Source organism: Paenibacillus polysaccharolyticus (assembly GCF_900102085.1).
In the GTDB taxonomy this organism is placed as follows: Bacteria; Bacillota; Bacilli; order Paenibacillales; family Paenibacillaceae; genus Paenibacillus; species Paenibacillus polysaccharolyticus.
In genome coordinates, this window is record NZ_FMVM01000003.1 from 100,849 (window position 1) to 125,365 (window position 24,517).

At 44.7% G+C, this 24,517-nt stretch carries 21 protein-coding genes; 1 reads left to right on the forward strand and 20 read right to left on the reverse strand.

Translation table 11 applies throughout. The features are described from left to right. Positions 1-15 precede the first annotated feature (15 nt). From BLQ13_RS05125 to metH, 15 genes are all read right to left on the reverse strand, one after another. Positions 16-2,082: a hypothetical protein gene (locus BLQ13_RS05125; protein WP_090916731.1), complete on the reverse strand. Its 2,067-nt coding sequence runs from the start codon at positions 2,080-2,082 to the stop codon at positions 16-18. Then, entirely contained in the window at positions 2,072-3,871 is a 1,800-nt protein-coding gene (locus BLQ13_RS05130; RefSeq protein ID WP_090917304.1) for a P-loop NTPase family protein, read from the reverse strand. The genes BLQ13_RS05125 and BLQ13_RS05130 overlap by 11 nt, the downstream gene beginning before the upstream one ends. A gap of 34 nt (positions 3,872-3,905) precedes the next feature. Further along, a complete protein-coding gene (locus tag BLQ13_RS05135) occupies positions 3,906-4,736 on the reverse strand; it encodes a hypothetical protein (protein ID WP_090916733.1) in 831 nt (276 codons plus the stop codon). After that, positions 4,733-5,446, reverse strand: a complete 714-nt coding sequence (locus BLQ13_RS05140) for a hypothetical protein (RefSeq protein ID WP_090916735.1) — start codon at positions 5,444-5,446, stop codon at positions 4,733-4,735. The genes BLQ13_RS05135 and BLQ13_RS05140 overlap by 4 nt, the downstream gene beginning before the upstream one ends. A 60-nt stretch (positions 5,447-5,506) precedes the next feature. Further along, positions 5,507-6,529, reverse strand: coding sequence for an SAF domain-containing protein (locus tag BLQ13_RS05145; RefSeq protein ID WP_090916737.1), 1,023 nt, complete (start codon positions 6,527-6,529; stop codon positions 5,507-5,509). 16 nt (positions 6,530-6,545) lie between these two features. Continuing rightward, positions 6,546-8,033 (reverse strand): serine/threonine protein kinase, encoded by a 1,488-nt coding sequence (locus BLQ13_RS05150; RefSeq protein ID WP_090916739.1) that lies wholly within the window; start codon positions 8,031-8,033, stop codon positions 6,546-6,548. Positions 8,034-8,219: 186 nt separating this feature from the next. Beyond that, a complete protein-coding gene (locus tag BLQ13_RS05155) occupies positions 8,220-9,269 on the reverse strand; it encodes a 23S rRNA (cytidine(2498)-2'-O)-methyltransferase RlmM (RefSeq protein WP_090916741.1) in 1,050 nt (349 codons plus the stop codon). 6 nt (positions 9,270-9,275) lie between these two features. Then, the gene (locus tag BLQ13_RS05160; protein ID WP_090916744.1) at positions 9,276-10,055 is read right to left on the reverse strand and encodes an ABC transporter ATP-binding protein; all 780 of its coding nucleotides are present in this window, start codon (positions 10,053-10,055) and stop codon (positions 9,276-9,278) included. After that, entirely contained in the window at positions 10,052-10,369 is a 318-nt protein-coding gene (locus tag BLQ13_RS05165; protein ID WP_090916746.1) for a thioredoxin family protein, read from the reverse strand. Before BLQ13_RS05165 ends, BLQ13_RS05160 begins: the two co-directional genes overlap by 4 nt. Next, positions 10,366-10,707 (reverse strand): cyclic-phosphate processing receiver domain-containing protein, encoded by a 342-nt coding sequence (locus BLQ13_RS05170; protein WP_090916747.1) that lies wholly within the window; start codon positions 10,705-10,707, stop codon positions 10,366-10,368. Before BLQ13_RS05170 ends, BLQ13_RS05165 begins: the two co-directional genes overlap by 4 nt. 18 nt (positions 10,708-10,725) lie before the next feature. Then, positions 10,726-11,574, reverse strand: a complete 849-nt coding sequence (locus BLQ13_RS05175) for a deoxyribonuclease IV (protein WP_090916749.1) — start codon at positions 11,572-11,574, stop codon at positions 10,726-10,728. Beyond that, entirely contained in the window at positions 11,564-12,385 is an 822-nt protein-coding gene (locus BLQ13_RS05180) for an Fpg/Nei family DNA glycosylase (protein ID WP_090916751.1), read from the reverse strand. Before BLQ13_RS05180 ends, BLQ13_RS05175 begins: the two co-directional genes overlap by 11 nt. A gap of 7 nt (positions 12,386-12,392) precedes the next feature. Beyond that, positions 12,393-13,202, reverse strand: a complete 810-nt coding sequence (locus tag BLQ13_RS05185) for a TIGR01457 family HAD-type hydrolase (RefSeq protein WP_090916753.1) — start codon at positions 13,200-13,202, stop codon at positions 12,393-12,395. Positions 13,203-13,569: 367 nt separating this feature from the next. After that, on the reverse strand, positions 13,570-14,514 hold the full coding sequence (gene rnz / locus BLQ13_RS05190; protein WP_090916755.1) for a ribonuclease Z: 945 nt from the start codon (positions 14,512-14,514) through the stop codon (positions 13,570-13,572). A 76-nt stretch (positions 14,515-14,590) separates the two neighbouring features. Further along, positions 14,591-18,031: a methionine synthase gene (gene metH / locus BLQ13_RS05195; RefSeq protein WP_090916757.1), complete on the reverse strand. Its 3,441-nt coding sequence runs from the start codon at positions 18,029-18,031 to the stop codon at positions 14,591-14,593. Between the two features lie 178 nt (positions 18,032-18,209). Here metH and BLQ13_RS05200 point away from each other — a divergent pair, with 178 nt between their 5' ends. Further along, positions 18,210-18,755 carry a cupin domain-containing protein gene (locus BLQ13_RS05200; protein ID WP_090916759.1) on the forward strand — a complete coding sequence of 182 codons (546 nt, stop codon included), beginning with the start codon at positions 18,210-18,212 and terminating at the stop codon, positions 18,753-18,755. Between the two features lie 68 nt (positions 18,756-18,823). Here the strand turns inward: BLQ13_RS05200 and BLQ13_RS05205 are convergent, their stop codons facing one another. The 5 genes from BLQ13_RS05205 to BLQ13_RS05225 all read right to left on the reverse strand — a co-directional run bounded on the left by BLQ13_RS05205 (position 18,824) and on the right by BLQ13_RS05225 (position 24,500). After that, positions 18,824-19,498, reverse strand: coding sequence for a GntR family transcriptional regulator (locus tag BLQ13_RS05205; RefSeq protein ID WP_090916761.1), 675 nt, complete (start codon positions 19,496-19,498; stop codon positions 18,824-18,826). Positions 19,499-19,603: 105 nt separating this feature from the next. Beyond that, on the reverse strand, positions 19,604-21,238 hold the full coding sequence (locus BLQ13_RS05210; protein ID WP_244159228.1) for an ABC transporter substrate-binding protein: 1,635 nt from the start codon (positions 21,236-21,238) through the stop codon (positions 19,604-19,606). Between the two features lie 47 nt (positions 21,239-21,285). Beyond that, a complete protein-coding gene (locus BLQ13_RS05215; RefSeq protein WP_090916763.1) occupies positions 21,286-22,158 on the reverse strand; it encodes a carbohydrate ABC transporter permease in 873 nt (290 codons plus the stop codon). A gap of 12 nt (positions 22,159-22,170) precedes the next feature. Then, a complete protein-coding gene (locus tag BLQ13_RS05220; protein WP_244159238.1) occupies positions 22,171-23,100 on the reverse strand; it encodes an ABC transporter permease in 930 nt (309 codons plus the stop codon). Positions 23,101-23,708: 608 nt separating this feature from the next. Next, the gene (locus tag BLQ13_RS05225; RefSeq protein ID WP_090916768.1) at positions 23,709-24,500 is read right to left on the reverse strand and encodes an HAD family hydrolase; all 792 of its coding nucleotides are present in this window, start codon (positions 24,498-24,500) and stop codon (positions 23,709-23,711) included. Positions 24,501-24,517: the final 17 nt, after the last annotated feature.

Here is a 24,517-nt window from a genome sequence, read left to right on the forward strand (position 1 = left end):
CGCACAAGCGAAACACTACAGTTTCTGGATTTGTTCATAATACATGCTCATCTGTACAAAACTCATGCCTACCAGCGGAATAACAAGATACATGAAGATCAGAGCGTACATGGGTGTAAAACCGATCGTCCTCCCCCATCCAGCCTTGATATCTATGATTTTGCTGTACTCCTGTTTGCGCTGTTCAAAATAAAAGGCCATCATGCTTTCTAAATCATCGAAAGCTTCTCGAATGGATATTTTACCTAGAGCCAGTTGCAGTTTATCAATCAAACGTTGAAATTCAGGCAAACCCACCTCCTCTTTTAATTGTTCAAGCGCTTGTTCAGGCCCATGTTCGAAGTGCAACAAACACTTTTGTAGTGGCCTTTTGAAAATGACAGCGAATCGATTAAGCCATTCTACGATCTCCTCCACAGACATTCGATCCATCTCTCGTAAAATCGAAATGACTGTCTGAAATTGATAAATTTCATGCCTCATATCGAGCCTTCGCATTTTACGCTGGAACAACATAAGCCAGATGGGCAGATTATATCCCCCTATACCTATAAGCAGTGCTAAAACAATCTCCCACCATCGCATATATTGGTTGTTATATGCTTCGATCTTGTCTATAATCCGCTGAATTGTTGCCGTCTGAGCATCATGATTAAGCTGGGCTGGTGCAAGTTGCAACAGCGCATTGGAAATATCCTCATATGTGGTTGCTCGCTTCATCTCAACATACGCCATAACTTTTCCATCCAGTGCGGTCTTCTCTCGGGCAACTTTCAAATCTGCCTCTGACATTGCACCAAACATGCGGTCATCCCTGATTGGATCGTGCAATATGTGATTCCGCTCGACTTGATGTAGCAAAAGAATCAAGCCTACAGTCAGAACCAGACAACTTGCGAATAGCAATAATCTGCGAATAGCTAACCATTCGTATTTCAGCTCGGTACTGCTCTCTCTCATTAACCTGATCGTCTGATTGTAAGGAGTTGTTCCTGGTTTGGCTGCAAAGAGTATCGCCAGCCTCCGCAAAAAAAGTTGCTTATACAAAAAACGATCCAGTCTGTATTGTTTCTTCCCGGAACGGTAGCGGGTTTCATCATATTGCTGAAGACGCTGTAATAGCAAGTAAGCAACAATGATGATAATGTATATGGATATTTTAGTGATAAAACCAAGTTTGCTACGATAAAAATCATCCATCGTCGGGAAACTGACCCGAGCCCAACGCTCAATTGGCCCTGTAAAGAGTACAGGTACAAGAGCAATCACGTTTAACCCTTGTAGCAGATAATCAAGCCTATCACGCCTTAATATCTCCAGGTGTATCTCCTGAGTAAGATTACCTATACCTTTCAGATAGATGGAGCCCTGCTCCTTGTCCTTATCTCCGAACTCCATCACCATATAAGATACCCCGGCAAAACCTTTGAGAAAACGGTTGGGTGCCACTTCATAATATCGTTCAAGTGCTTCATTGGGGTCGGGAGAAGTCAACGCTTCATAGATTAGCCTCACCTGCTCGGCAGCTTCTCCTGTACCTGCTTCGGACGCTTCATAGAGCGCTTCCTCAACCATCCCATGCTGATGATACCGATGTCTTACATCGGCGAACAAATCTAGCATTTGCACCAGCAGTTTTTTCTCCATACGACTCAGGCACATATCTAACACAAGACTGTTCAGCACGATAGCACACAGCGCAGCCAGAAGAATAAAAGCGATACCTGGCTGTAACCAAAACAACACTGTACTAACACTTCCGTACCCGCCCATAATAATCAGAACAACAGTCATCGTGACTCTGCGAAGCGCTGGTTCATCACTGGCATAACGATATGAGATTCTTTTTTGCACTTGCAAAATATACGTGGAAAGCAAGGGTATCTTCATACCGACTTGATATGCCTGCAACAGGAAACTTCCCCAATCTCTATACTTCTTACCTTGAAAATTCACGATTTTCCCCGCAGCGTACATCGAGGTTAACTCCCTCTGCCTCAGCATACGAAGAATGATCAGCGTGATGACTAAACCAACTACACAAAAACCGACTACAACCAACAATAGCCATTTAATGCTCATAGGTTTCACCCCAGTGTTGTCCAATAAACCGCCCAAACTTCTCGGCATCTGGTAGCGTCATCTGCTCCTGCATGTCTTCGATGCTAGAAGCCGAGATCGGAGCAGTAGCCACATATTTCCCATGACGATACTCTACGACATTTCTAAATGTGAACCCCGCCCTTTCTTCCATACTTTCCGCTTCACGGAAATGGGGAATACATTCAGTAATCCGCTCAATATATCTGTGGCCCTCTGCATCTTTTTTCATATGAACATCAAAGTTAATGACACTGACAACCTGTTCTTCGGCAATATGTTCATGCTGAAACATGCCTGTTTTAAGTAATGAATTCCGGAGTGAAAACACCAGATCACGGAATGTCTTGGCGTGATGCGTAAACAGGGTAAACAAACTCGCCACCTGTGACATCTGAATCATCCAGGCAGCCACCTCATCACTCGCAACCTCACCAAGAATGTTTACTGTCCCATCTGTTTTTTTCTGTAAATCTAGTCCTTGCTGACCCGATATATGTTCCGTTTCCCGAAAACTCAGAATGTTACGGCGACTGTATATCCGTCTTAATTGCAACTCAAATGCCATCTCCTGTACACGCAAAGTATAGGAAGCATAGATATGTTTCACCATCGCCATCAGCAATGTTGTTTTACCAGAGCCCTGTGCACCGGTTACTGCCGTGATCCGACTACCTTTCATCAAATATTGCAACAGTTCTATTGGTAATTGTACGTTGTTACCTGTAATCAATTGTTCAAGGGAGGCGTTGGGAATATCAAACTTCCGAACAAAGAATGCCCAGGATTCCGCAAAAGGAGGACGCACAACGACAACACGTGAGCCGTCTTTCATCTCATTCACTTTATAACCACTTGCTTCCGATAATTGACCAGGATAATTGTATTTATATATGTTCTGACACACTCGTTTCAATTCCCGGATACTGCCAAAGCTTAAGAAAGACAAATGAATAGACTTCCCTTTATAAAAAATCCATACACTCTCCATCCCGCTTAGCGGTTGCTCGTTATGCTCATCCTCAAAAGCATGTTCCAACAGATCATTCCATGAAGCCGGTACATGATTTCCCGTATGTGGCAGTATTTCAAGAGCCCCGCTTACCCCTCCACTGACACCATCGATCCGTTGATCCCTGATTTCATCTACTACCGAGAACCCTTTATATTGCTGATATATACGCTGCACGATAATTTCTACCTTTTCTCTAAATCCCAATTCCCGGTATTCACAATCAAAAACATGCTGGATATCTTGATCGGAAATATAGTAACTTCCGCCATCTTCTGAGCCTTCTTCCAATCGGAGTTTACCTAAATCATAGGTATCAATCATTCTGGAAAGAGCATCTACCCCAAATTGCTCACGGTATAAATAAAAGATGATCTCGAAGCGGTCTTGCACGCTTAACCGTTCTGGTTCAGCAAACATCATCACTTCATCGACGTTGGATTTATTCAAACCAATACTTCGTGTCAACAAGTCACTAATCAGGTTTTTGACATACGTCTTGTCACTGATGCTTCCTGATACACAGCTTTTGAGCGCCTTTCTCATCTCAGCTCGTTGATTGATTCTGCGGCGATACTCTTCTTCATGTAACCCGGCATCGGCAAGCTGGCTATGGCTTATTTCATGCAATGAATTTTTCACTTGTTCAATCAATGTCTCAAACGTAAGGTACTCTTGCTCAGGTATACGTTCATTTTTTTCCCGCATATAGGCTCGATACTTGAACCATACATACCATATACCTGTAATTAGAATCATTGTGATGAATATCGCATTCCAGACCACTAGAGATTCAGGCTCCCCTTTCCAGCCTCTTCAGCACAGTACGCATGCCCGTACCATCCATAATCAGGCGAGCGAGTTCAGCCATAGCTGAGGCAAAACTCCCTTTTTGAACTTGTTTTTTCTCAGTCAGACTCTCCAGTTGCAAGTATCTGGCGACATCTCTGCGGTTGATCGCATCCAGATACCCGGTCGTATACGGGACAGCGGAAAGACTTCCCTTGTATCTAAAACCACGCTTTATATTGGAGAGTGTAGCACGAGAATGCGAATCATATTTATTGATAAGTACATGTAGCTTCCGTTCCGTTATTTGTTCAGGCAGGATCTCTTCGAAAAAGTGTTCCAGATGCCTCATATTCTGATTCAGAACAACGACAACAACATCAGCCTGCTGCACAATAAGCTGTGAATCAACATTAGATTGCCCTGCATCCAGAAGCACAAGATCATAACATTGATTAGCAGTCTCCAGCAGTTTTTTTAACAACTCCTCTTTTTCACTCACAGAGCGCTCCTTTCTATAGATGCTCCCAGTCAGTAGATCAAGCTGCTCTTTCAACAGCGGTTTGGTGTAATCTTTCAGGTTGTGCTTGTTAAGGCTACCACTAATAAACAGCCGTTCGACAGCATCCCAACCATTTTCTTCAAAAGAATATGAGACATCGGCTGAACTCTTCTCATCCTGAAATATTCCTGATTCTACACCATAATTTGCCGGACCTGTGTTGACAAGCAATACTCTGGCTCTATACTGGAATGCTGTCGCATAGGCACTCATTAATGCACTTGAGGAACATCCCGTTTCAGCAAATGGACTCCAAAAAGCAATCGTACTCATGCCCTCATCCTCCCCGCTTCTTTGATCGCACGGCGGCTGCTAACGCTCTCCCACCCGGTCAGTTGTTCCACAACACGACATAAGGATTTTTTGTAATTTCTGGACAGTGGGCCGAGATTCACACGGTGGTAATGTTCATTTTCAAGCTTGACCGCAGCACTTAGTTCATCCCACGGGAGGATCAGGGACTCCCCGGTCCAACGAAAGGGAACACCCTCAAGGTAGGCCCACAGATAACGGGCTTCAAGTCTACAATCCACTCCATTAATCAGCATTCGTTGGAAAGCCAGCTCTTCAGGAAACTCATGCTCGTTGAATAACTTTTCCAGCCACCCTTTCCCTCGTTCCAGATTATATCGTTCATAATCGCTCACCCAGACGCGAACTTCTGCGGTAAGCCATAAATGACGTGAAGCAAAGTGCAAGGTCTCGATGTCATATAACACATAATCATAACCATCCAGGCTCTCACCGTTGATCTGCAAATGCTGTTCTACCGCCATTGAAGTAACAAAATGACATGCAATATCAAATCCCTCAAATTCCACAACTCGTAATGATTGCTGATGATCTCCGACACTGTATCCATATTTTTGTTGCAACGTACCGTCCACTAAGAGAACCCGCTTACCTGTTGAAGCAAGTATTTTACTCAGATATAACATCAGATCATTTTTCTCACATAATCCTGCAAAAATCCAAATGTGCACTGATCAGCGCCCCTCAATCTCAATTTAATGTTGTTATAAGAATTAATGATTTAATGCAAATTACTCATTTCCCGTCAGCAATTGCTGTTGCTCGTTCAAAGTTGAAGATTCAATAACGTCCGGTGCCTCTCCCGTGTGATCTGTTCCCCTATTGCCTGATCCGTCGTTCCAGATCGTTCCTTGATGCTCAGATGAATCTTGAACTGTTGGCCTTTTATTATACGTAACAGAAGACTGTGCCACATCTTGTTCGACACCATTAGATGGGGCTGACATGGAGGCAGCGAGCGAACTTTCGAGTGAACTTCGAACTTGTCTCGATAATTCCTGCTCGGCATGACGAACGATGTTGGGATCACTCTCCAGTAGCTTTAACACTTCGGAATTGGCTGGATACGTCGGAATAGCTGCTGTCTGAAATTGTGGTTCTACATAGGTTAGAGCGTAGATTGAAGCTTTATGTAAATAGGCATCCACGATTGCACTGGACAACGACAAAATTTCTTCTTCTGTCATCGTAATCCATAGTGTTGCTGCGTTTAACCGTTCCACCTTTTTCTTGGACAAGAGAATGTAGTCTTGACCTGTAGGAAACTGAATACGTACGTCGATCATGTCTCCTTTGGCTAGCGAAGATGGTAGCAATACCACTTGCAACTCGCGATTTCTTAAATCAGCCGATGCAGGTGTTCCCTCATATACCATCTCCGTTGTAATCGCCGTTCCTTTTTTAAGCTCAATTTTAGCTGACTGTCCTTCCAGCTTTTGCGAACTAGACCATAGATTGCGTGGAGCCTGAGCGTCCGGTATTGCAATCAGTTTCAGATCCTCTGGTGAGATAAGTTCTCCCGCTTCGATATCCCTGATGGTTACCCACCCTCGGGCACCAGAATTCCACTGCTGCAACAATTCCGCTTCTTTCTCCTCATACGCTGATAGATAACGGGCCTCCATAGCTGATCTGACATCCTCTTTGGTGCTCAGCTGATATACCACATAACCTCCAAAAATCATACCGACAGCTCCTGCTCCAATCAGTCCTGCATAAATCAGTTGACGACTTTGTTTTCTTAATTTGGACAAAAGAGGCTCTCCTTTCCTAATCTCCTCTACTCATGTACTTTTTAAGTGAAAAAAATGAACGTTTTGGGGTCTGCCCTACCATTAAATGCCCTAGAATTTGTGAGAATACCCTATCCATATGAACATCCTTGTCAAATGGGTCCTGCTGCAGTGGTAATCCGTATACGTGGGATGTATCCAGTGTTCTACGTACACGCTCCACTGCGTCTGTTGCGGCGAGCGGAAGGCAGTATATCCATTTCTCTCGGGGAAAGCGATAATGCGTGCGTACAAAAGCTCCAATCTCCGCTTGTTTCCATTCAGCACCAGAACCAATAATGATAGGCAGATCCGCGCGTAAAAACTCCTCTAATCGATTCTGATCCTGTCCGCTTCCTAGATCCATCACAATAAATTGATAGCTGCCGCCCAGCAGGGATAAAATATCGGCCCGGCCAGACTGCTTCCAATAATGCACGCCATCCACCGCAAACTGCCTGCTTGATGCTACAGGTTTACCACCTAGCGCAATGTGCTGGATACGTGTAAATGATTGAGAGCGAGGCGACATTTCGATCACTGCGACCTTAAAGTTCTGCCTCTCCAGATAATGGCTGATCGCTATAGCTGTATGAGTAACTCCAGCACCAGCTGAAACCCCGGTAAGAGCAATCACTCTCGTACCCCCGCCAAGCGTTAGTTGTTGATCTACAGGCGAGGACATCATTCCCGGTATTCGAAGCAGCTCCTTCCTCACCTCATTCGCCGTTTGAAACCTTTCATTCACGTCATATCGTAGCAATCGTCTGACAACAGGGGCGTATGTTCGCGGGACATCACTCCGTATAGAACTTTCTACGCCTTGAATCCATTCGGTGTAAGCTCCACTCGTCATTAGATACAGCATCAGGGCTCCAAGACCATATAGATCTGAACGGGCATCCGTTTGTCCGGAACCATATTGTTCTGGTGCCGCAAATCCGGCAGTCCCGAGTTTAACCGTATCTTCAGCAAGATGCGTCTTATAACTGCGGGCAATGCCAAAATCAATCAAGCGCACTTCATGCTCTGGTGTAATCATAATGTTGGACGGCTTCAGGTCTCGGTAAATGACAGGAGGATCCAAGTTATGCAAATAACTTAGAACATCCAGTAATTGAAGTACAAATTCCATCAACTGTTCCACCGGAATTTTACCCCGGCACTGTTTGAAGTAGTCGCTCAGCGTTAACCCTTCAATATATTCCATGACAAGGTACGTATAACCGTCATCGTCAGGAGCAAAAAAATCAACAATCTGCGGAAGTCTCGGATACCGAAGTGATGTCAACAGAGCCGCTTCTCTCTCCATACTGCCTTCATAGGGCATCTTCGTGACACTTTCCTTCACAGCCCAGATCTTACCTGGCAGCTTCAAATCCTCTGCCTCATACACATGGCTCATTCCTCCTGAACCAAGAATCGATAGGATGCGATATCTACCTCCCAGCAGGCTCCCGCGTTCCAGCCTCGCCGGATGTCTCATAGGTCTACCTCCTTCCAAACAACATAAAAAGGGAAAGCTTCACCGATAATGAGCACACTGGAATTCCAGTCATGCTCACTTCGGGATGCTTTCCCTCAAATTTATTGTCGTTATGGTTAATATTGGTATCATTATAGTACACATAATCAACCGTTGTAAAGCAGAATATTTTATAAGTTAAATGACTTAATATTTAATCATATATAATGTGATCTCTTCACGATTATGAAACAGCTGCTTTGAACGCTGAATCTGCATCCGTGAACGCTCAAACGTATCGATCACTTCTTTTATAAGCGCAAGTGGTTTTTTGTGAAGCAATTTCACCGTAACAATGGCTGTCCCACCGGATTGGAGACTATACAGAAGGTCAGATACCAGTCTGCTCATCAGCTTCGGACTCCAGCTCATATCACATACAAGCAGATCGAATTCACCTTCGCGGAAACGCACATCGCCTGCATTTTTTTTCAAAAACGTCAATTTAGGCGAAGCGAGCAAGGTTGCATCCATCTTTGCCGGGTCTACTGCTGTTACCTCAAGCCCGCGCTCAAGCAGAAATGATGTCCATCCCCCAGGTGCTGCGCCAATATCAAGTGCCTTGTGAAACGAAGTAAAATCAATACCAAACGTTTGCTCCGCTTCAAGCAACTTAAACTTGGCTCGTGAGATTTGTCCTTCTTCCTTCTGAAAACGGATCGCTCCACCACTCCAGTCGGACAGATTCTGTTCGGGTCTGGATACACCTGCATATAACATATCATTAGCAGCAAATACCGAAATGACATATTCCGCATCCCGAATAACCCATTCACAGCCTAGATCACCCAGTTTTTCCGTCAGCATTTGTTTCAAAGAAGCTGCGTTTTCGCGCCAAAAGGAACCCTCCGTTTTGCGAGTTTGCAAGACGACCTGCGCACCAAACAATTCCTTATGGTTCAGAATAAATGCAATCAATTTCTCCAGAGACTGCTCCGCATCCTCTGTGTTCTCTTGAAATTGAACAGGCTGAATGTGACGCAAAAACGTTGGAGACTCTTGCGAAAGTCTAATCGATACTTCTTCCTCTGCAACTGGTAAACCAGCCAGTAGAATCTCACCTGGAACCAGCACCGTGCTTTTCACTGCTCCAAAAGTGCGACGCAGCTCCTCCTGCGCATAAGGTGCAAAGCCGTGATTGGCCGTGCATATAAAACGGGAAAAGTCTGTTTCTCCCGAAAGTGATTGTGTACTCAACTTGTGTTACCCTCCAGAACGTACGTGTATCCATGGACGATCCTCATGCCACTGAATTTCCACCGGAATATCATACGTATGCTTAATTGTATCTTCTGTTAAAATCTCATGTTTTGGCCCCGCCGCAGCAATGCGTCCATCACGGATCAATGCGACATGAGTAAACAACGGCACGATCTCTTCCACATGATGGGTGACGTACACCACCGTCATATTCCGCTGGCGCAGACGATCAATCTCAATCAGCATCTTCTCACGTTCATACAGATCAAGGCCAGCACAAGGCTCGTCCATAATAAGCAGCTTTGGTTCAGCCATTAACGAACGTGCCAACATGACTTTTTTGCGTTCTCCCTGGGATAACGTTCCCAGCGGGTGATTTGCCAGTTTTGCGAAACCCATCTCCTCCAGCAGCTGCATCGCCTTTGTTTTCACTTCATCTGGAATCGTCTGATAAAAACGCAAAAAAGCATAGGCTCCTGTAGCGACAACCTCCCATACCGGATCACGTAAGGTCAGTTTTTCAATCAGTGTTTGGCTGATATAACCGATCTCTTTGCGAACCTCCCGGACATCGCATTGCCCGTACACATTACCGAGCACTTCAATGCGTCCCGAACTTGGAAACATATATCCATTCATCATTTCCAGCAGTGTAGTTTTACCTGATCCATTACGCCCCAGGATGACCCAATGTTCGCCTGGTTCAATGCGTAAATGAACGTCATCAAGTATCTGATTTTCTTCGCGACGAAGCGAGATATTCTCCATCACTACAACACTCATTTTAACACCGCCTTCCGAATCTCATTGAGCAGATGCTCAACCGAGTTCATCCGATAGACCATCCTGGGTACATCTTGGTCACCATCAAACAACATTAAAGCCGGTACACTCGAAATCTGAAACTGCTGCACAAGCTCCGGAATATCATGAATATTCATCTCATATAAAACACCTTCTGGCAACATATGCTCAGCGACCTCCAGCATACGACGTGCCGCTGCACACGTTCCGCATAACGGAGTATAGATAAATACCGCTTGAGGCAACCCTTCCCATACACCGCGCATTACCATTTTAGACGTAATCGGCTTCATAACTTTTCAGCCTCCGCAGCCACTCGCAACATGACTTCACCTGTCATCGGACCGTTATGAATTATAACGGAATCAGGTTTGTTGCTATACAACATCTCGTACATCTGGCGTTTTCCGTACATACTCGACGTATGTAAATAGATCTCACGCGGATAGAGCCCTTCCCGTACAATCGCCGCAGCTACTTCACCGCCATTCATCGAATCCGGCCCAAGTTCATAGTCCAGCGATAGAATGTCTACTTCGCCGTCTCGCAATAACAAAAGGCATTCCTCAGCATTGGTAGCCAGAACAAACCCTCTTGGACAAGAACGATAGTCATCCAGAAAAACATGCATCGTCTCGCACCTCCCAACTTATAACCACGAACGCATGAGCTGTATATCTTCACTGTGCGTTCCGTCTTCTCCTGTTTCCGTCTCCATTACAACTACCGCCTGCTTAATATGGGGTGATTGCAGCAGTTTCTTCATTGATTCATAGCCCATATGTCCATGACCAATTCTCGCATGTCTGTCTTTGTTCAGACCGGATGCATATTTGGAATCATTAAAATGAACAGCCGCCAGGTCATTCCAATATTCCAGCTGCCTGCCTTTTTCCAACAAAATGCTCTCATCTCCAGCCTTCCACATCCCTGAAGCAAAAGCATGACATGTGTCGAAACAAAATGCAATATGCTCAGGGAATCGACTCAGCTTGCGAATCTGGATCATTTCCTCCATCGTTGTCCCCATGGGTCCATGATCCCCTGCCTGATTTTCAAGCAAAATTTTGGATTCGCCTTGCCACCCTTCCAGCGCAGTGTCCAGACAGTGAATCAAATTACGATATCCCTCTAGCGGATCTTTCGTCTGTATATGGCCAAAATGAACAACCGTTCCAACCGAACCACATGCATTAGAAATCTCAAGATCATTGCGAATCGATGAAACAATAGCATGAAACCCCGCCTCTCCACGGGTCATACCTAGTGCCGGATTGGTAGGATAAGGTGAGTGAGCAATGGATGCCATACCATGTTCTTCACACCAGTCCCTGCACAATGTAGCATCTTTTCGATCAAGACTTTTCAGGCTAAGACTGCGCGGATTTTTCGGGAAATACTGAAAAGCCGTCGCTCCCATCTCATATGCTCTCTTGGCCGCCTGTAAAAATCCACCTTTAGTGCTTACATGTGCGCCGATGCCGGTTTTAGGCCTCATGCTGACATTGCGGACAGAAAAATGCCTTTTTGCCCGTAATTTCAACTCGTTCAATGGTTCCCCCGCAGCGAGGACAAGTTTCACCCTCCCGGTCATAGACCCGGCACTGCTCGTCAAACTTTCCTGTTTTGTTGTCTCCCTGCATTAGCGGCATTTCCATATAACCGCCCTCGTGCGCAGCCTCACGTAACACCGATTGCATAGAGTGATACAGTCGCTCTGTCAGTTCAGTCGAATTTGCAATGTTCTGCGTTTTTGAGCTTGGTCTAAGTCCCGCAGCGAAGGCGATTTCATCTGAATAACAATTGCCGATGCCAGCGATAATATGTTGATTTACCAAGGTTGTTTTGAGTGTTCCCCGGCGACCTTTAAGCAGTCCAGCAAAACGTTCCTTATTCATTCTTCGATCCAGAGGTTCTGGACCTAGATCGGACATCGCTTCTTCTGTCTCCTTGGAAGTCATCAGATGCAAATACCCAAGACGCAAACCGATGAAGAACAGAATATGTTCTCCGAATTGAATCTCTACCTGTGTGGTGCGGTCAGGACGCTCGTTCTCTGTTCCCCAGAACAACATGCCACCCAGCATAAGATGCAACACAAGACGTTTGCCGTTTGCAAGGTGAAAGATCAGATGTTTAGCGCGCCGTTCCACAAATATAATCCGATTGCCTGTTAACTCATCTATGAACACATCAGCAGTCGTATTGATCGTCTTTTCACGGTTCACAACCACCCCTGTTATCGGTAAATCAAGTATATGCTCGGACAATAACATCCTGTAATTTTCCATTTCCGGTAACTCTGGCATTCTTTATCTACTCCTTCTTGGTAGCCTGGCCTGCCTTTTGGGCTAACCATGCAGTCAGTGTATTCAAATCTTCAAAAACATGATCTGGACGTGCTTTCACGGCCTGAATATGTCCATCCATATTTTCATGTGTAGTAATACCTGTCAGAACAAGTATCGTTTCACAACCTGCTGCCACACCTGCAGCAATATCCGTGCGCATATTATCTCCGATAACAGCCACTTCTTCCGCCTTCAAATTCAGCCGACGGATGGCTGATCTCATAATAATGCTTGAAGGTTTGCCGATCACCGTTGGTTGCACGCCGGTCGCTGCCTCGATGGCAGCCCCAATCGTACCCGCGCCAGGCGTTAATCCATCATCAGCGGGAAGTTGAAGATCCGGGTTAGTCATAATAAACTTAGCTCCCCCATTGATCCAGCGGAGAGCCTTCGTTAATTTTTGATAGGTAAAATCACGGTCGATGCCTTGGATCACAACATCTGGCTCATCATCCGTCAGAATTAAACCCGCTTCTTCAATGGCCTGTAACAGCCCACCTTCCCCGATGCATGCTACCTTCGCCCCCGGAAAATCTGCAGCAACGTATTCAGCCGCGGCAACCGCAGAGGTACATACCTCGGAAGCATCCGCTTCTATCCCCATGCCATTCAAATGATCAGCCACACCTTGAGGTGTACGGGAAGAATTATTGGTCACGAACAAATAAGGTACTCCCTGCTTTCGCAACGTGCGAATGAGCTCATCGGCTCCATCAATACGATGCCTGCCATGATACAATGTACCATCCAGATCGATCAGATAGGCCTTAATCATACATTGCACTTCCTCTCTTCATTCCATCATTCTGTTAACATTTCATCCCCTTAACAATATCAGGCGATGCAAACTAACCTTTATACTATGTATTCAAGCATGTAGGAGGGTTCAGCCTCATAGAAAGAGGCACATAACAAGTCGAACCGGATCGAACACAGACGGTTTAACTCGCGCGTCTTCTGTACAAGCTTGTCATTTCCTGCGCTTTCCCGGAAAATAATTCAGAAAATTTCCCTGCTCATATTGCCCATCCTACACGCTTTCTGAACAGATTGCAAAAGGGACCTCGGGAATATTTCTCCCTCAGTCCCGTCTCACTCGCCGGTTGTTGATATGACCTGCGTCATAAATCAAAGCCTCTGCTTTATTGCGAAGAATCATGCTTCCCATGAACCACAGGAATCAGTTGATGCTCGTTCGCAAGCCTTGTGTTCGGAAAGATGCTCTTAGCTTCATCGAGTAGTGGCTGAAGCTGTTCCTCATCTTTATAACGGGAACTGAAGTGAGTCATAATAAGCTGACCCACATTCGCCGCTAGGGCCGCTTCCGCCGCTTGTCTGGACGTACTATGATAGTACTCATGAGCAGTGTCAGCCAGATCATGCATAAACGTCGCTTCATGAACAAGAACGTCTGCATCCTGGGCCAGAGGTTTCACGTTTTCGCAAGGACGGGTATCACCCAAAATCGTAATCACCATTCCACGTTTCGGTGCTCCTAAAACATCCTCAGGACGTACCGTATCACCACTGTCTAATGTAATCGTCTCGCCCCGCTTTAACCGTCCGAACAACGGGCCTGGTTTCAGACCGTAAGCCGCTAATTTAGCCGAATCAAGACTACCCGGGCGATCTTTCTCCGTAACCCGATATCCATAGCTGTCAATACGGTGTTCGAGCAGGGCCGATTCGACGATAAAGCTGTCATCTTCGAACAGTACACCGCCAGTATGCTCCACAATATTCAAATCGTAATTCAAACGAGATTGGCTAATCTCCATCGTTGTTGCAATCATACGCTCGGTCCCTGGTGGTCCATACACCGTGAGCGGAGTCGTTCCCCCCTGATATGCCCTACTGGACAGCAAACCAAGTAATCCAAACACATGGTCACCATGCAGATGGGTTATAAATATTTTCTCCAATTTGCTTAGTTTAAGCGGAGAACTTAAAATCTGATGCTGTGTCCCTTCCCCGCAGTCAAACAACCACAGCGCTCTGCGCTCATCCAACATGCGTAGTCCAATGGACGTTACATTCCGTTGCAGCGTAGGTACACCAGCATTAGTTCCCAGGAAATATAGTTCCATTCTGGATCGCACCTCTTTCTGTTGCCAGCAAAAAACCTCCGACCATGCGGAGGGCCTGCCTGAACAACTTATCAATTTATGCTTTTTCGACGTTAAAATATTTGGCCTGCGGATGGCTAAATACCATCGCGGACACCGATGCTTCAGGTTCCATCATGAAACCTTCCGTCAACTCTACTCCGATATCTTCAGGCTGCATCAGCTTGAATAACGGACCCTGATCCTCCAGATCCGGACAAGCCGGATATCCAAAGGATACTCGAATTCCCTGATAACGTGCGCCATGACGTTGTTTCATCGTCATATCAGCCGGGTCTGGGAAGCCCCAGATATCCCTCATCATGTGATGCACACGTTCTGCCAGTCCTTCCGCCACTTCCAGTGCTACAGACTGCAACGCATGCGAACGTAGATAATCCCCTTGATCCTTCCATGCCGTCGAAAGCTCGCGCACACCATGTCCCGCAGTGACAACGAGGAAGCCCACATAATCCATTTCACCGGATTCAACTGGCTTCAGGAAGTCGGACAGACACAGGAACGGCTCCACCTTCTGGCGTGGGAACGTAAAGGTATGCAGGATGTTGCTCGTATCTTGCGGATCATAAACGATGACGCTATTGCCGCTCGACTGCGCCGGGAAGAAACGATACATCGCATGAGCCTGAATGATTCCGTCACGAACCGCTTCCTGCATAATGCCATCAACGACCGCTTTCAAATCCGTAGCCTTAGGATCACCCGCAGCGAGCAATTGCTCTACTGAACCACGAAGTCCCAAATGATGCCCAAGTAACATCTGCATATTCACATAAGGCAGGATGTGTGATAACGGGTAATTCCGCAATGTATGACGATCTAAATCAGGTGGTACAAGCACCGGATGATCAGCTGAAATGGCCGAGCGCTCTACCCGGGTTAACTCAGGTAGTGCTTGAACCTCTCCCGCATTTGAAGCATCGGCTTCTTTTTCCGCATCCATCTCTGCTTGCATGGCTTCCCGTGTCACAGGATTCATCAGCTTATTGGCCAGATCCAAACCATCCATTGCATCCTTCGCATAAACTACCATGCCGTTATATTCAGGGCGAATCCGGTTTTTGGTAAACTTACGAGTCAATGCCGCTCCACCTACCATGATTGGCACATCAATACCAGCCGTGCGCAGATCCTGAGCGGTAAGAATCATCTGCTGAGCAGACTTAACGAGCAAACCTGAGAGGCCAATAGCGTCCACTTTTTCTTCCCTATACGCCTCAATAATACGCTCTGGTGGTACTTTTATACCCAAATTAATGATCCGGTAACCGTTATTGGACAAGATGATCTCTACCAAGTTTTTACCGATATCATGTACGTCCCCTTTAACGGTGGCGAGAATGATCTTACCTTTAACAGAAGTTTCGTTCTTCTCCATGAACTGCTCCAAATATGCTACAGAAGCTTTCATGACTTCTGCACTCTGAAGCACCTCTGCTACTATTAACTCATTGTTGTTAAAGAGACGCCCGACTTCTTCCATGCCCCGCATCAACGGACCGTTGATGACTTCAAGCGCTGAATATTTGGCGAGAGCCTGCTCCAGATCGGGCAACAAACCCTCTTTGCTTCCTTCAACGACATAAGATGCGAGACGTTCTTCTAATGAAAGGTTAGATATTTTTTCTTTCTTCTCTACCTTTTTGTTACGGAATGCGGCTACGAAGGCAGCGAGCGTATCATCATTTGTATTATATAAAAGCTCTTCCGAGAGTCTGCGTTCCTCTTCTGGAATGGACGCATACCGCTCCAGTTTCTCGGTATTAACGATGGCATAATCGAGCCCTGCTTTGGTACATTCGTACAGGAAAACAGAGTTTAACACCTCACGACCTGCTTCAGGCAGACCAAAGGAAATGTTACTAATACCCAGAATCGTATGACACTCTGGTAACGCTTCTTTAATGATACGTATACCTTCGATTGTTTCTTTCGCAGATCCGATGTACTGCTCATCACCCGTACCTACCGGAAAGACCAGTGTATCAAAAATCAGGTCTTCAGGCTTCAACCCGTATTTGTTGACTAGTAAATCATACGAACGTTTGGCTACTTCAAGCTTGTCCTCGCGGCTGATCGCCTGACCACGCTCGTCAATCGTTCCGACAACTACCGCTCCGCCATATTTATGCAACAAAGGTGTTACCAACTCAAATTTCTCTTCGCCATCCTCAAGGTTAATGGAGTTAATAATCGCCTTCCCTTGAGAATATTGAAGCGCTGTATCAATAACTGAGGCATCTGTTGTGTCGATCATCAACGGAACCTTTACTTTTTTGACCACAAGTTCAAGGAACTTGATCATATCTTCCGTTTCCTCACGGTCAGGGTCCTGTACGCAGACGTCAACGATGTGTGCACCGTTTTTCACTTGAGCCCGGGCAATTTCGGAAGCTTCTTCGTACTTGCCCTCGACAATTAGCCGTTTGAATTTCCGTGAACCAAGCACGTTGGTGCGCTCACCAACCATATATGGACGATTGTCCTGTTCGACATATACCGGTTCAATTCCCGACAATGCAGGCGGGTGTGTTCCGTTCAATTCTCTTGGGGGGTATTTGGCGAGTGTATCACGCATGGCCCGGATATGTGCTGGCGTTGTTCCGCAACATCCTCCTGCAATGTTCAACCAACCCTGTTCTGCAAAAGCACCGATCTTCTGCGCAAGTGAATCCGGTGATTCGTGATAGTTACCATTCTCGTCAGGCAAACCTGCATTGGGATAACAGCTCACAGCTACAGATGCCATGCCAGACAGAGATCGAATATGGTCACGCATGAACTCCGGACCCGTCGCACAGTTTAGTCCTACCGAGATTGGGTTAAGGTGTTCTAGGGATATATAAAAAGATTCGATGTTCTGACCGGCCAGGGTCGTACCCATCGGTTCTATGGTTCCTGAGATCATGAGAGGCAGCTTGATACCGCTTTGATCAAATGCTTGCTGAATACCGATACTACCTGCTTTGACGTTAAGAGTATCCTGTGAGGTTTCAAGCAGTAGCGCATCAACGCCTCCCTCTATTAAAGCGAGGGCCTGCTCGAAATAACTGTCCACCAGCTCTTGGAATGTCACCCCGCCAGTCACAGACAGCGTTTTGGTTGTTGGTCCCATCGCTCCGACCACGTATCGTGGTGACTCTGGTGTGGAGAAACGTTCTACTGCAGCTTTCGCAATTCTGGCCGCTTCGAGATTTATTTCACGTGCACGATCTTGAATATCGTATTCAGCAAGAACCACTGAGGTTGCACCAAATGTATTGGTCTCAATTAAATCGGCACCAGCTTCCAGATAATCCTCATGTATACGTTGGATCAAGTCTGGACGGGTTAGAACCAACATTTCATTACATCCATCCAGATCTTCGCCGCCGAAATCTTCGCTGGTCAGATCCACTTGTTGAATCATTGTCCCCATTGCGCCGTCGAGGATTAATATTCGTTGTTTTAATGCATCGTGTAGACTAAGCTTATCCAATATCTTCACCCCCGCAAAACGTTAAATCTTAGTTTAACAGAAACTTACTTAATGTGAAAGATCGGTTTTGCTCCCGAAAGGTCGCGGATTTGCAGGAATGAAGCAGAAATGTGAATCGACAAATTTTGAGCATTCCGATATAATATCAATTAAACCAAGTGGAAAAGAGGGAAAGCGCATGGCTGAAATTGTTATCCGAAATACGAACGAAAGAATCACTGGAGACGAGAACGTTCGAAATTTCTTGAACAAATATGACGTATTATACGAGAAGTGGGACGCTTCCAAATTAAACACGGAACTGCAAAACAACTTCGGCTTAACGGATGATCAGAAGCAAGAAGTATTAGAAACCTTCGATTATGAGATCAAAGACTTGGCGGCACGCCGCGGTTATCAAATCTGGGATGTCATCACCCTTTCCGAGCAAACACCAGACATCGAAGAGAAACTGGCCAAGTTCGAAGAGATCCATACGCATGCGGAAGATGAAATCCGTGCAATTGTTGCGGGTAAAGGTATCTTTGTTATTAAAGCAACTGATGATACAGGTTACTTCAATGTAGAATTGTCTCCGGGTGACGTTATTTCCGTTCCTGAAAACACACCGCACTTCTTCACTTTAATGGAGAACAAACAAATTATTGCGGTGCGCCTGTTCATCGAAAAAGATGGCTGGATCGCCGATCCGTATCCTGATCCAACGTTTATCAAAAACGCCTAACTTTGATTAAAAAGTTAACGTGCTTAACTAACCCCCTGCTCATAAGAGTCGGGGGTTAGTGTGATAACCTAGATGAAATAGTGAGGATACTTGTCCTTTAAAATCTCCTGCTCGTATACTACAAGCCTGAGATGTGCTTCCATGACCTGTGCCGCTTCCTCCGTCTGACGCTCTGTAACCAGCCTCAGAATCTCTTTATGTTGAGAGATAATCACTTCAAGATTCGAGTCTTCTGCTAACCGGAGTAATCGTAATCGATTAAATGGCATGTTCAACTGTTGCAACATTTTCCACGTCCGTAGCTTTCCAGTGCCCTGAAACAAAATCTGGTGGAATTCCTCATCCAATTCGAACAGTCGATAGAAGTTCTTTTTCCCAATACACACTTCCTGCATGGCAATGTTGGTTTCTAATTTGAACATGTACTCTTCAGGAAACGAAGTACATGCTAACATGACAATTTCCTTCTCCATCTTCTCGCGCATAAACCTGCCTTCTTCCACATGCTCCAGGTTAATATGCGAAACAATAGTGCCACTCTGTGGAATGATATCCAGTAGTTCTTCTTCGGCAAGCTTCATAAAAGCTTCTCGTACTGGTGTGCGGCTTACCTGTAATTCATCTGCGATTTCTTTTTCGGAAATTTTGGTACCTGGTTCAAGCTCCAGATGAAGAATTCGTTCTTTGAGCAAATTATAAGAATAAGCCCTGGTAGAGCCTCTTGTTTTCTGATTAAATGCCATGCCTTGACCTCTTTCTCTCAGCCATATTCCTTTCATATTAGCACAAACTACCGCTCCACTTAAATAACTTTAGCGAAACGGTAGCTCGGCTTCAAATCTTACAAATTACTTTTTGTTTTCCTTATACGTCTTATAAGTGTCGTTCGCCATCTTCACATAATTGGACAAGCCCTGACTTTCCAGCTCTTTTAAGAATGTATCATACTCGGATAACTTCCGTTCACCTATAATAAACTTCAACGTATTCTGGTCTGTGTAGTCTTTGAGCGGCGTGCTCATCAGAGTTACACGTTCACGATCTTCGGAAGAATAAGGGATAGGTGGTTCAGCCGGAATCACTTCCTTTGTCTCTTTCATATTTTTCTGGAACTCAAGTTCTTCTTCGCTAAACATGGATTGAAGCAGGTCTGTTGTTCCACCGTAAGCAAATACACCACCAGAGAATCCGAAGTCAACGCGAAGGTCTTTCTTACCCTTAGGGTTCAAACCATTGTAATTAATATCATCTACTAACTTGCGTTTGCCACCTTCTTTAGTGTATGTCTCGTTCTCTACACCCCACTTCGCAAATTCCTGTCCTTCATCACTGTAATACAACCAGTCGATAAATTGTAAAATCGCTTTGAAATTGTCACTATCTTTAATCTTCCCGGAAATCATCACACCGTTTTCGAGTCTGGAACCCGACATCAGCTGCCCTTTCGGCCCTCCCGGAACTGTGATCTTAGCAATCGAGAATTTCCCTTCACCCAACGTTTTATCCATATCATTTCGATGAAGCACAAGCGTCTGAGAGTTACCATTAATTATAAAGGACTTGCCCGAAACGAACTTTTGAGTAGCTTGATCATCGTCTTGCGTGAAGCTTTCCTTATCAAGGAGTCCTTCTGCAACCATTTTGTTAAAAAACGTCAGCAATTCTTTGTACTCTGGCGTCGTTGCCGTGGCAACAAATTCATCCTGGTCGGCTTTGTAGGTCAAGCCATTTCCATATCCCCATCCAGCCTTAGTCCCAAAACCCGTAGCTGCAATGCCAAGTGTACTGTTGAATTTGAAACGGTCTGAAAATGGAATGGAGTCCGGATAGATTTCTTTTAATTTTTTTGCTGCGGTATAGAGTTCATCCCAAGTTGTAGGAATGGCGATATTATTTTCTTTAAAAATGTCTGTTCTTATGATCAGTGTATAATCAGGCCATACTTCCTCATGTAATCCCGGTAAAACATAATATTTACCGTCCTCCTGACGCAGTCCTTCAAGTTCAGGTTCAAGTTTCCACTTTTCAATTTTGTCCTTGAAGTTTGGCATCAAATCAATGTAATCACTGATCGGAAGAATCGCTCCAGAAGATACAAAAGCAGATTCTTCACCCGGATAAGTCTTTGGAATAACGAGCGGAGCATCGCCAGAACTGATTAACAGCGATCGCTTCTGTGGATAGTCACTCATCGGCACGATGGTTGGCTCCAACGTAACTCCTGTCATCTCCGATATTTTTTTGAATAACAGCCAGTCTTTTTTATAAGGATACGTCGGATGATCACTATACAAAATAGAAAGATTAAATGGTTCCGTCGCTTTGAATGTTTCGCCCACATTATAACTCTCCATGGCTGATTTCGTGCCCACTTCGGTAACATCTGGGCCAGTCCCGGCACCACTGCTACAAGCAGCAAGTACAGCAGACATTGTCATTGCCAGAATCATCTTGCCAATCCGTTTACGAGGCTTTCTTTTCAATCCATTCATCCCCTTTTGTTTAGTTTCCAAACCTATGTGTGAAAAGGTTACTGCTTAACAGAACCCAACATGATACCGGTTACAAAGTATCGCTGTACAAATGGATAGATGGTTAATATAGGCAGGATCGTTAACACCATCGTTACCGATTTGATGTTGGCAGCAATCTGAGTGAGATTGTCCGCAGAGGTTGCTCCCGCAGTGGCACCACTCGTTGCCCCGGCAATCATATTACGCAAATAGATCGTGACCGGAAACAGCTCTTTTTTGTCCAAATACAAGAAGGCAGGGAACCAGGAGTTCCAATGTCCAACAGCGTAGAACAGCACCATCGTGGCCATGACCGCTTTACTGAGAGGCAAAATGATACGAAGCAAAATACCGTATGTGTTTAACCCGTCAATGGCGGCTGCTTCCTCTAACTCTTCTGGCATGTTCTCAAAAAAGGATTTCATGATGAGCATGTTATATATGCTGATTGCACCTGGGACAACCAGTGCCCACATGGTGTTATTAAAACCAAGGGAATTAATGAGTACGTAGTTAGGAATCAGACCCCCGCTGAAAAACATCGTAAACACCGCAAACATGGTCAGAAATTTACGTCCCATCAATCTTTTTTTGGACAATGCATAAGCAAAAATCGTCGTCATAAACATTGAGATTAAAGTCCCCACCACTGTGTAAATGATCGTATTTTTATAGTTCAACCAGAACATATTGTCCTTCGAAATGGTTTTATACGTTTCCACATTGAACCCTCTCGGGAACAAGCTTACCTTACCTGAGTTAATGTACGCTTCACTACTGAAGGATTGTGCAACAACATTCAGGAATGGATATAGTGTAATAAAAACAATAAATAGCAAGAATGTTACATTAAATACCTTAAACACCTTGTATGATCGTGATTCCTGCATGGTGTTCCTCCTTTACCATAAACTTCGTTGTGTCAGTTTGCGTGAGATCGCGTTTACAGTGAATACCAGAGTCAGTCCAATGATCGATTCGAACAAACCAATGGCCGTTGCATAACTGAAATTGCTGGATTCAAGACCCACACGATACAAATAAGTCGATATTACATCGGAAGTCTCATAAATAAGCGGATTATACAAAAGCAAGATTTTTTCAAAGCCTACAGCCAGAAAGTTCCCCATGTTTAGAATCAGTAACGTAACAATCGTTGGCAAAATGCCTGGAATGGTTACATGTATCGTTTGCTTCCAGCGATTCGCTCCATCGATTCGTGCTGCTTCATACAAAGATTCATCAATCGTAGTTAGTGCTGCCAGATATAAAATAGCTCCCCAACCCATACCCTGCCAGATTTCAGAAGAGATATAGATGGTTCTGAACCACTCTGCACGTTGCATGAATGGAATGTTATCGCCAGTAAAAAATGCAACCAGACCGTTGATCGAACCATTCACTGCCGTTAATTGCAGAATCATACCTGCTACGATAACAATCGATAGAAAGTGAGGCAGATACGACGCTGTTTGCACAAATTTTTTAAATCGTTTGCTCTTCACCTCGTTAAGCATCAGTGCGAAAATAATCGGCACGGGAAACGTAAATAACAACGCAAGCCCGCCGAGCATAAGTGTGTTACTAAAAACTCGCCAGAACGTTGGGTCCTCAATGAACATTTTGAAGTATCGTAATCCAACCCAGGTTTCTCCAAAAATACTGCCACCCGGTACAAATCGCCTAAAGGCGATTATGTTGCCTAACATCGGGCCATATTTGAAAATAATCAGATAAATGATGGGAAGAACTAGTAGCGAGTACAACTGCCAATCTTTACGAATCAATATGGTAGCTGTTCGCAACTTGCTTTCTTTACGTGAAGATATCATCGGTATCGTTGCCTTAGATGTTTCTGACTTCATGTGTCATTCACTCCGATCCATGCTTGATTAAAAATGCTTTAATCGCTGTTTGACAAGTCTTTCTCTCCCTCATGTTGCAAAGGATACCTGTCTATTCGATTCACCTCCACTACAAAATCAAAAATGTAAACGGTATCAATTTGGGATATATGTACACTCAAGCATATGCAAACGTGTGAACCTGACTGAGCATGCATTGCTTGAATGTCGTTAAATTGAATCAGTCATTGTATAAAGCGCTTACAAAACGGCCATTAAATCATTCGCCTTTTTCTTCTTTCATGCATCTGAAAATGTACTTGTAGTTGATCAGTGAATGCTCTCGAATGTTTTATAATTAAAAACTAGTCATACTAGTATGTTAGTTGTATTCTAAAGCAGCTTTTTTTTAATTTCAATAACTTTTCATTAAAAATTTAAATAATCGCCCCTAACAATGCATTAAAAACACTCTTATATGGAATGTATTAAAACAAAAAAACATTGGTTACGATACATGAACAAACGATCATTCATGTCATAACCAATGTTAAATGAATAGCTATTTGGGCGAAGATTTTATGTCATTTATGATTTTAAAAATTTGCGATAAGCCCCTCTAATTCAGACAAATGTTTAATCTCGTGGTTCGGTGAATAACTTTCATTATTTGTTTTGTTCTCGCGGTTAATCCATACTGCACGAATACCTGAAGACAACGCACCACGAATATCTGTTGTTAACTTATCGCCTACCATCATACTTTCTTCTGGTTGAACACCCAGTCTACTTAGCGCATGCTCAAAAATAGATGGATCTGGCTTACCTTTACCAAAGCTACCTGAGATAATAATCTCATCAAAGAAAGGAGATAACTCTGGAACACCATCAAGTTTCTCTTGCTGTAAAGCAGGACATCCATTAGTCAAAAGCAACAATCTGTACTTGCCTTGCAAATGGCGCAACGTTTCCATCGTTTCTTCATATACATGAGGTCTCGATCTACGTTCTGCACCAAACTGAGAGGCCAGGCGCTCTGCAAGCTCATCATGATCGACACCCAGCTTTAGTAAACCACGGCGCCAAGACTCCTTGCGATAAATTGGAGCCAATTGTTCAAGCTGACGAAATTCCGGTTGTTCTCCTCCCGTAAAGTTCGCCCAAAGTCCTTCAAAAGGGTTAATTCCAATCATTTTGGTAAAAGGGAACGTTTCATAAGATTCATATAGTTCACGTGCTTCATTACGAACAGCCTCTTCGAGTGCCTCAGCATTAACACCTGTTTCTGCTGCAGCAATTAGACAAGTTTCATGAAAGGCTTCTCGTACACTCCGTTCATCCCATAATAAAGTATCATCCAGGTCAAACATAATCGCTTTTAACGCCATTCCGATCATCTGCCCCT

Coding starts and splice junctions, on each gene's coding strand:
- BLQ13_RS05215 (WP_090916763.1), bottom strand. CDS start 22,158: ATGCAGGAATCACGATCATACAAGGTGTTTAAGGTATTTAATGTAACA.
- BLQ13_RS05185 (WP_090916753.1), bottom strand. CDS start 13,202: ATGATTAAGGCCTATCTGATCGATCTGGATGGTACATTGTATCATGGC.
- BLQ13_RS05150 (WP_090916739.1), bottom strand. CDS start 8,033: ATGAGACATCCGGCGAGGCTGGAACGCGGGAGCCTGCTGGGAGGTAGA.
- BLQ13_RS05220 (WP_244159238.1), bottom strand. CDS start 23,100: ATGATATCTTCACGTAAAGAAAGCAAGTTGCGAACAGCTACCATATTG.
- BLQ13_RS05200 (WP_090916759.1), top strand. CDS start 18,210: ATGGCTGAAATTGTTATCCGAAATACGAACGAAAGAATCACTGGAGAC.
- BLQ13_RS05165 (WP_090916746.1), bottom strand. CDS start 10,369: ATGAAGCCGATTACGTCTAAAATGGTAATGCGCGGTGTATGGGAAGGG.
- BLQ13_RS05160 (WP_090916744.1), bottom strand. CDS start 10,055: ATGAGTGTTGTAGTGATGGAGAATATCTCGCTTCGTCGCGAAGAAAAT.
- BLQ13_RS05180 (WP_090916751.1), bottom strand. CDS start 12,385: ATGCCAGAGTTACCGGAAATGGAAAATTACAGGATGTTATTGTCCGAG.
- BLQ13_RS05175 (WP_090916749.1), bottom strand. CDS start 11,574: ATGAGGCCTAAAACCGGCATCGGCGCACATGTAAGCACTAAAGGTGGA.
- BLQ13_RS05170 (WP_090916747.1), bottom strand. CDS start 10,707: ATGCATGTTTTTCTGGATGACTATCGTTCTTGTCCAAGAGGGTTTGTT.
- BLQ13_RS05135 (WP_090916733.1), bottom strand. CDS start 4,736: ATGAGTACGATTGCTTTTTGGAGTCCATTTGCTGAAACGGGATGTTCC.
- BLQ13_RS05225 (WP_090916768.1), bottom strand. CDS start 24,500: ATGGCGTTAAAAGCGATTATGTTTGACCTGGATGATACTTTATTATGG.
- BLQ13_RS05125 (WP_090916731.1), bottom strand. CDS start 2,082: ATGAGCATTAAATGGCTATTGTTGGTTGTAGTCGGTTTTTGTGTAGTT.
- BLQ13_RS05205 (WP_090916761.1), bottom strand. CDS start 19,498: ATGGCATTTAATCAGAAAACAAGAGGCTCTACCAGGGCTTATTCTTAT.
- rnz (WP_090916755.1), bottom strand. CDS start 14,514: ATGGAACTATATTTCCTGGGAACTAATGCTGGTGTACCTACGCTGCAA.
- BLQ13_RS05130 (WP_090917304.1), bottom strand. CDS start 3,871: ATGATTCTAATTACAGGTATATGGTATGTATGGTTCAAGTATCGAGCC.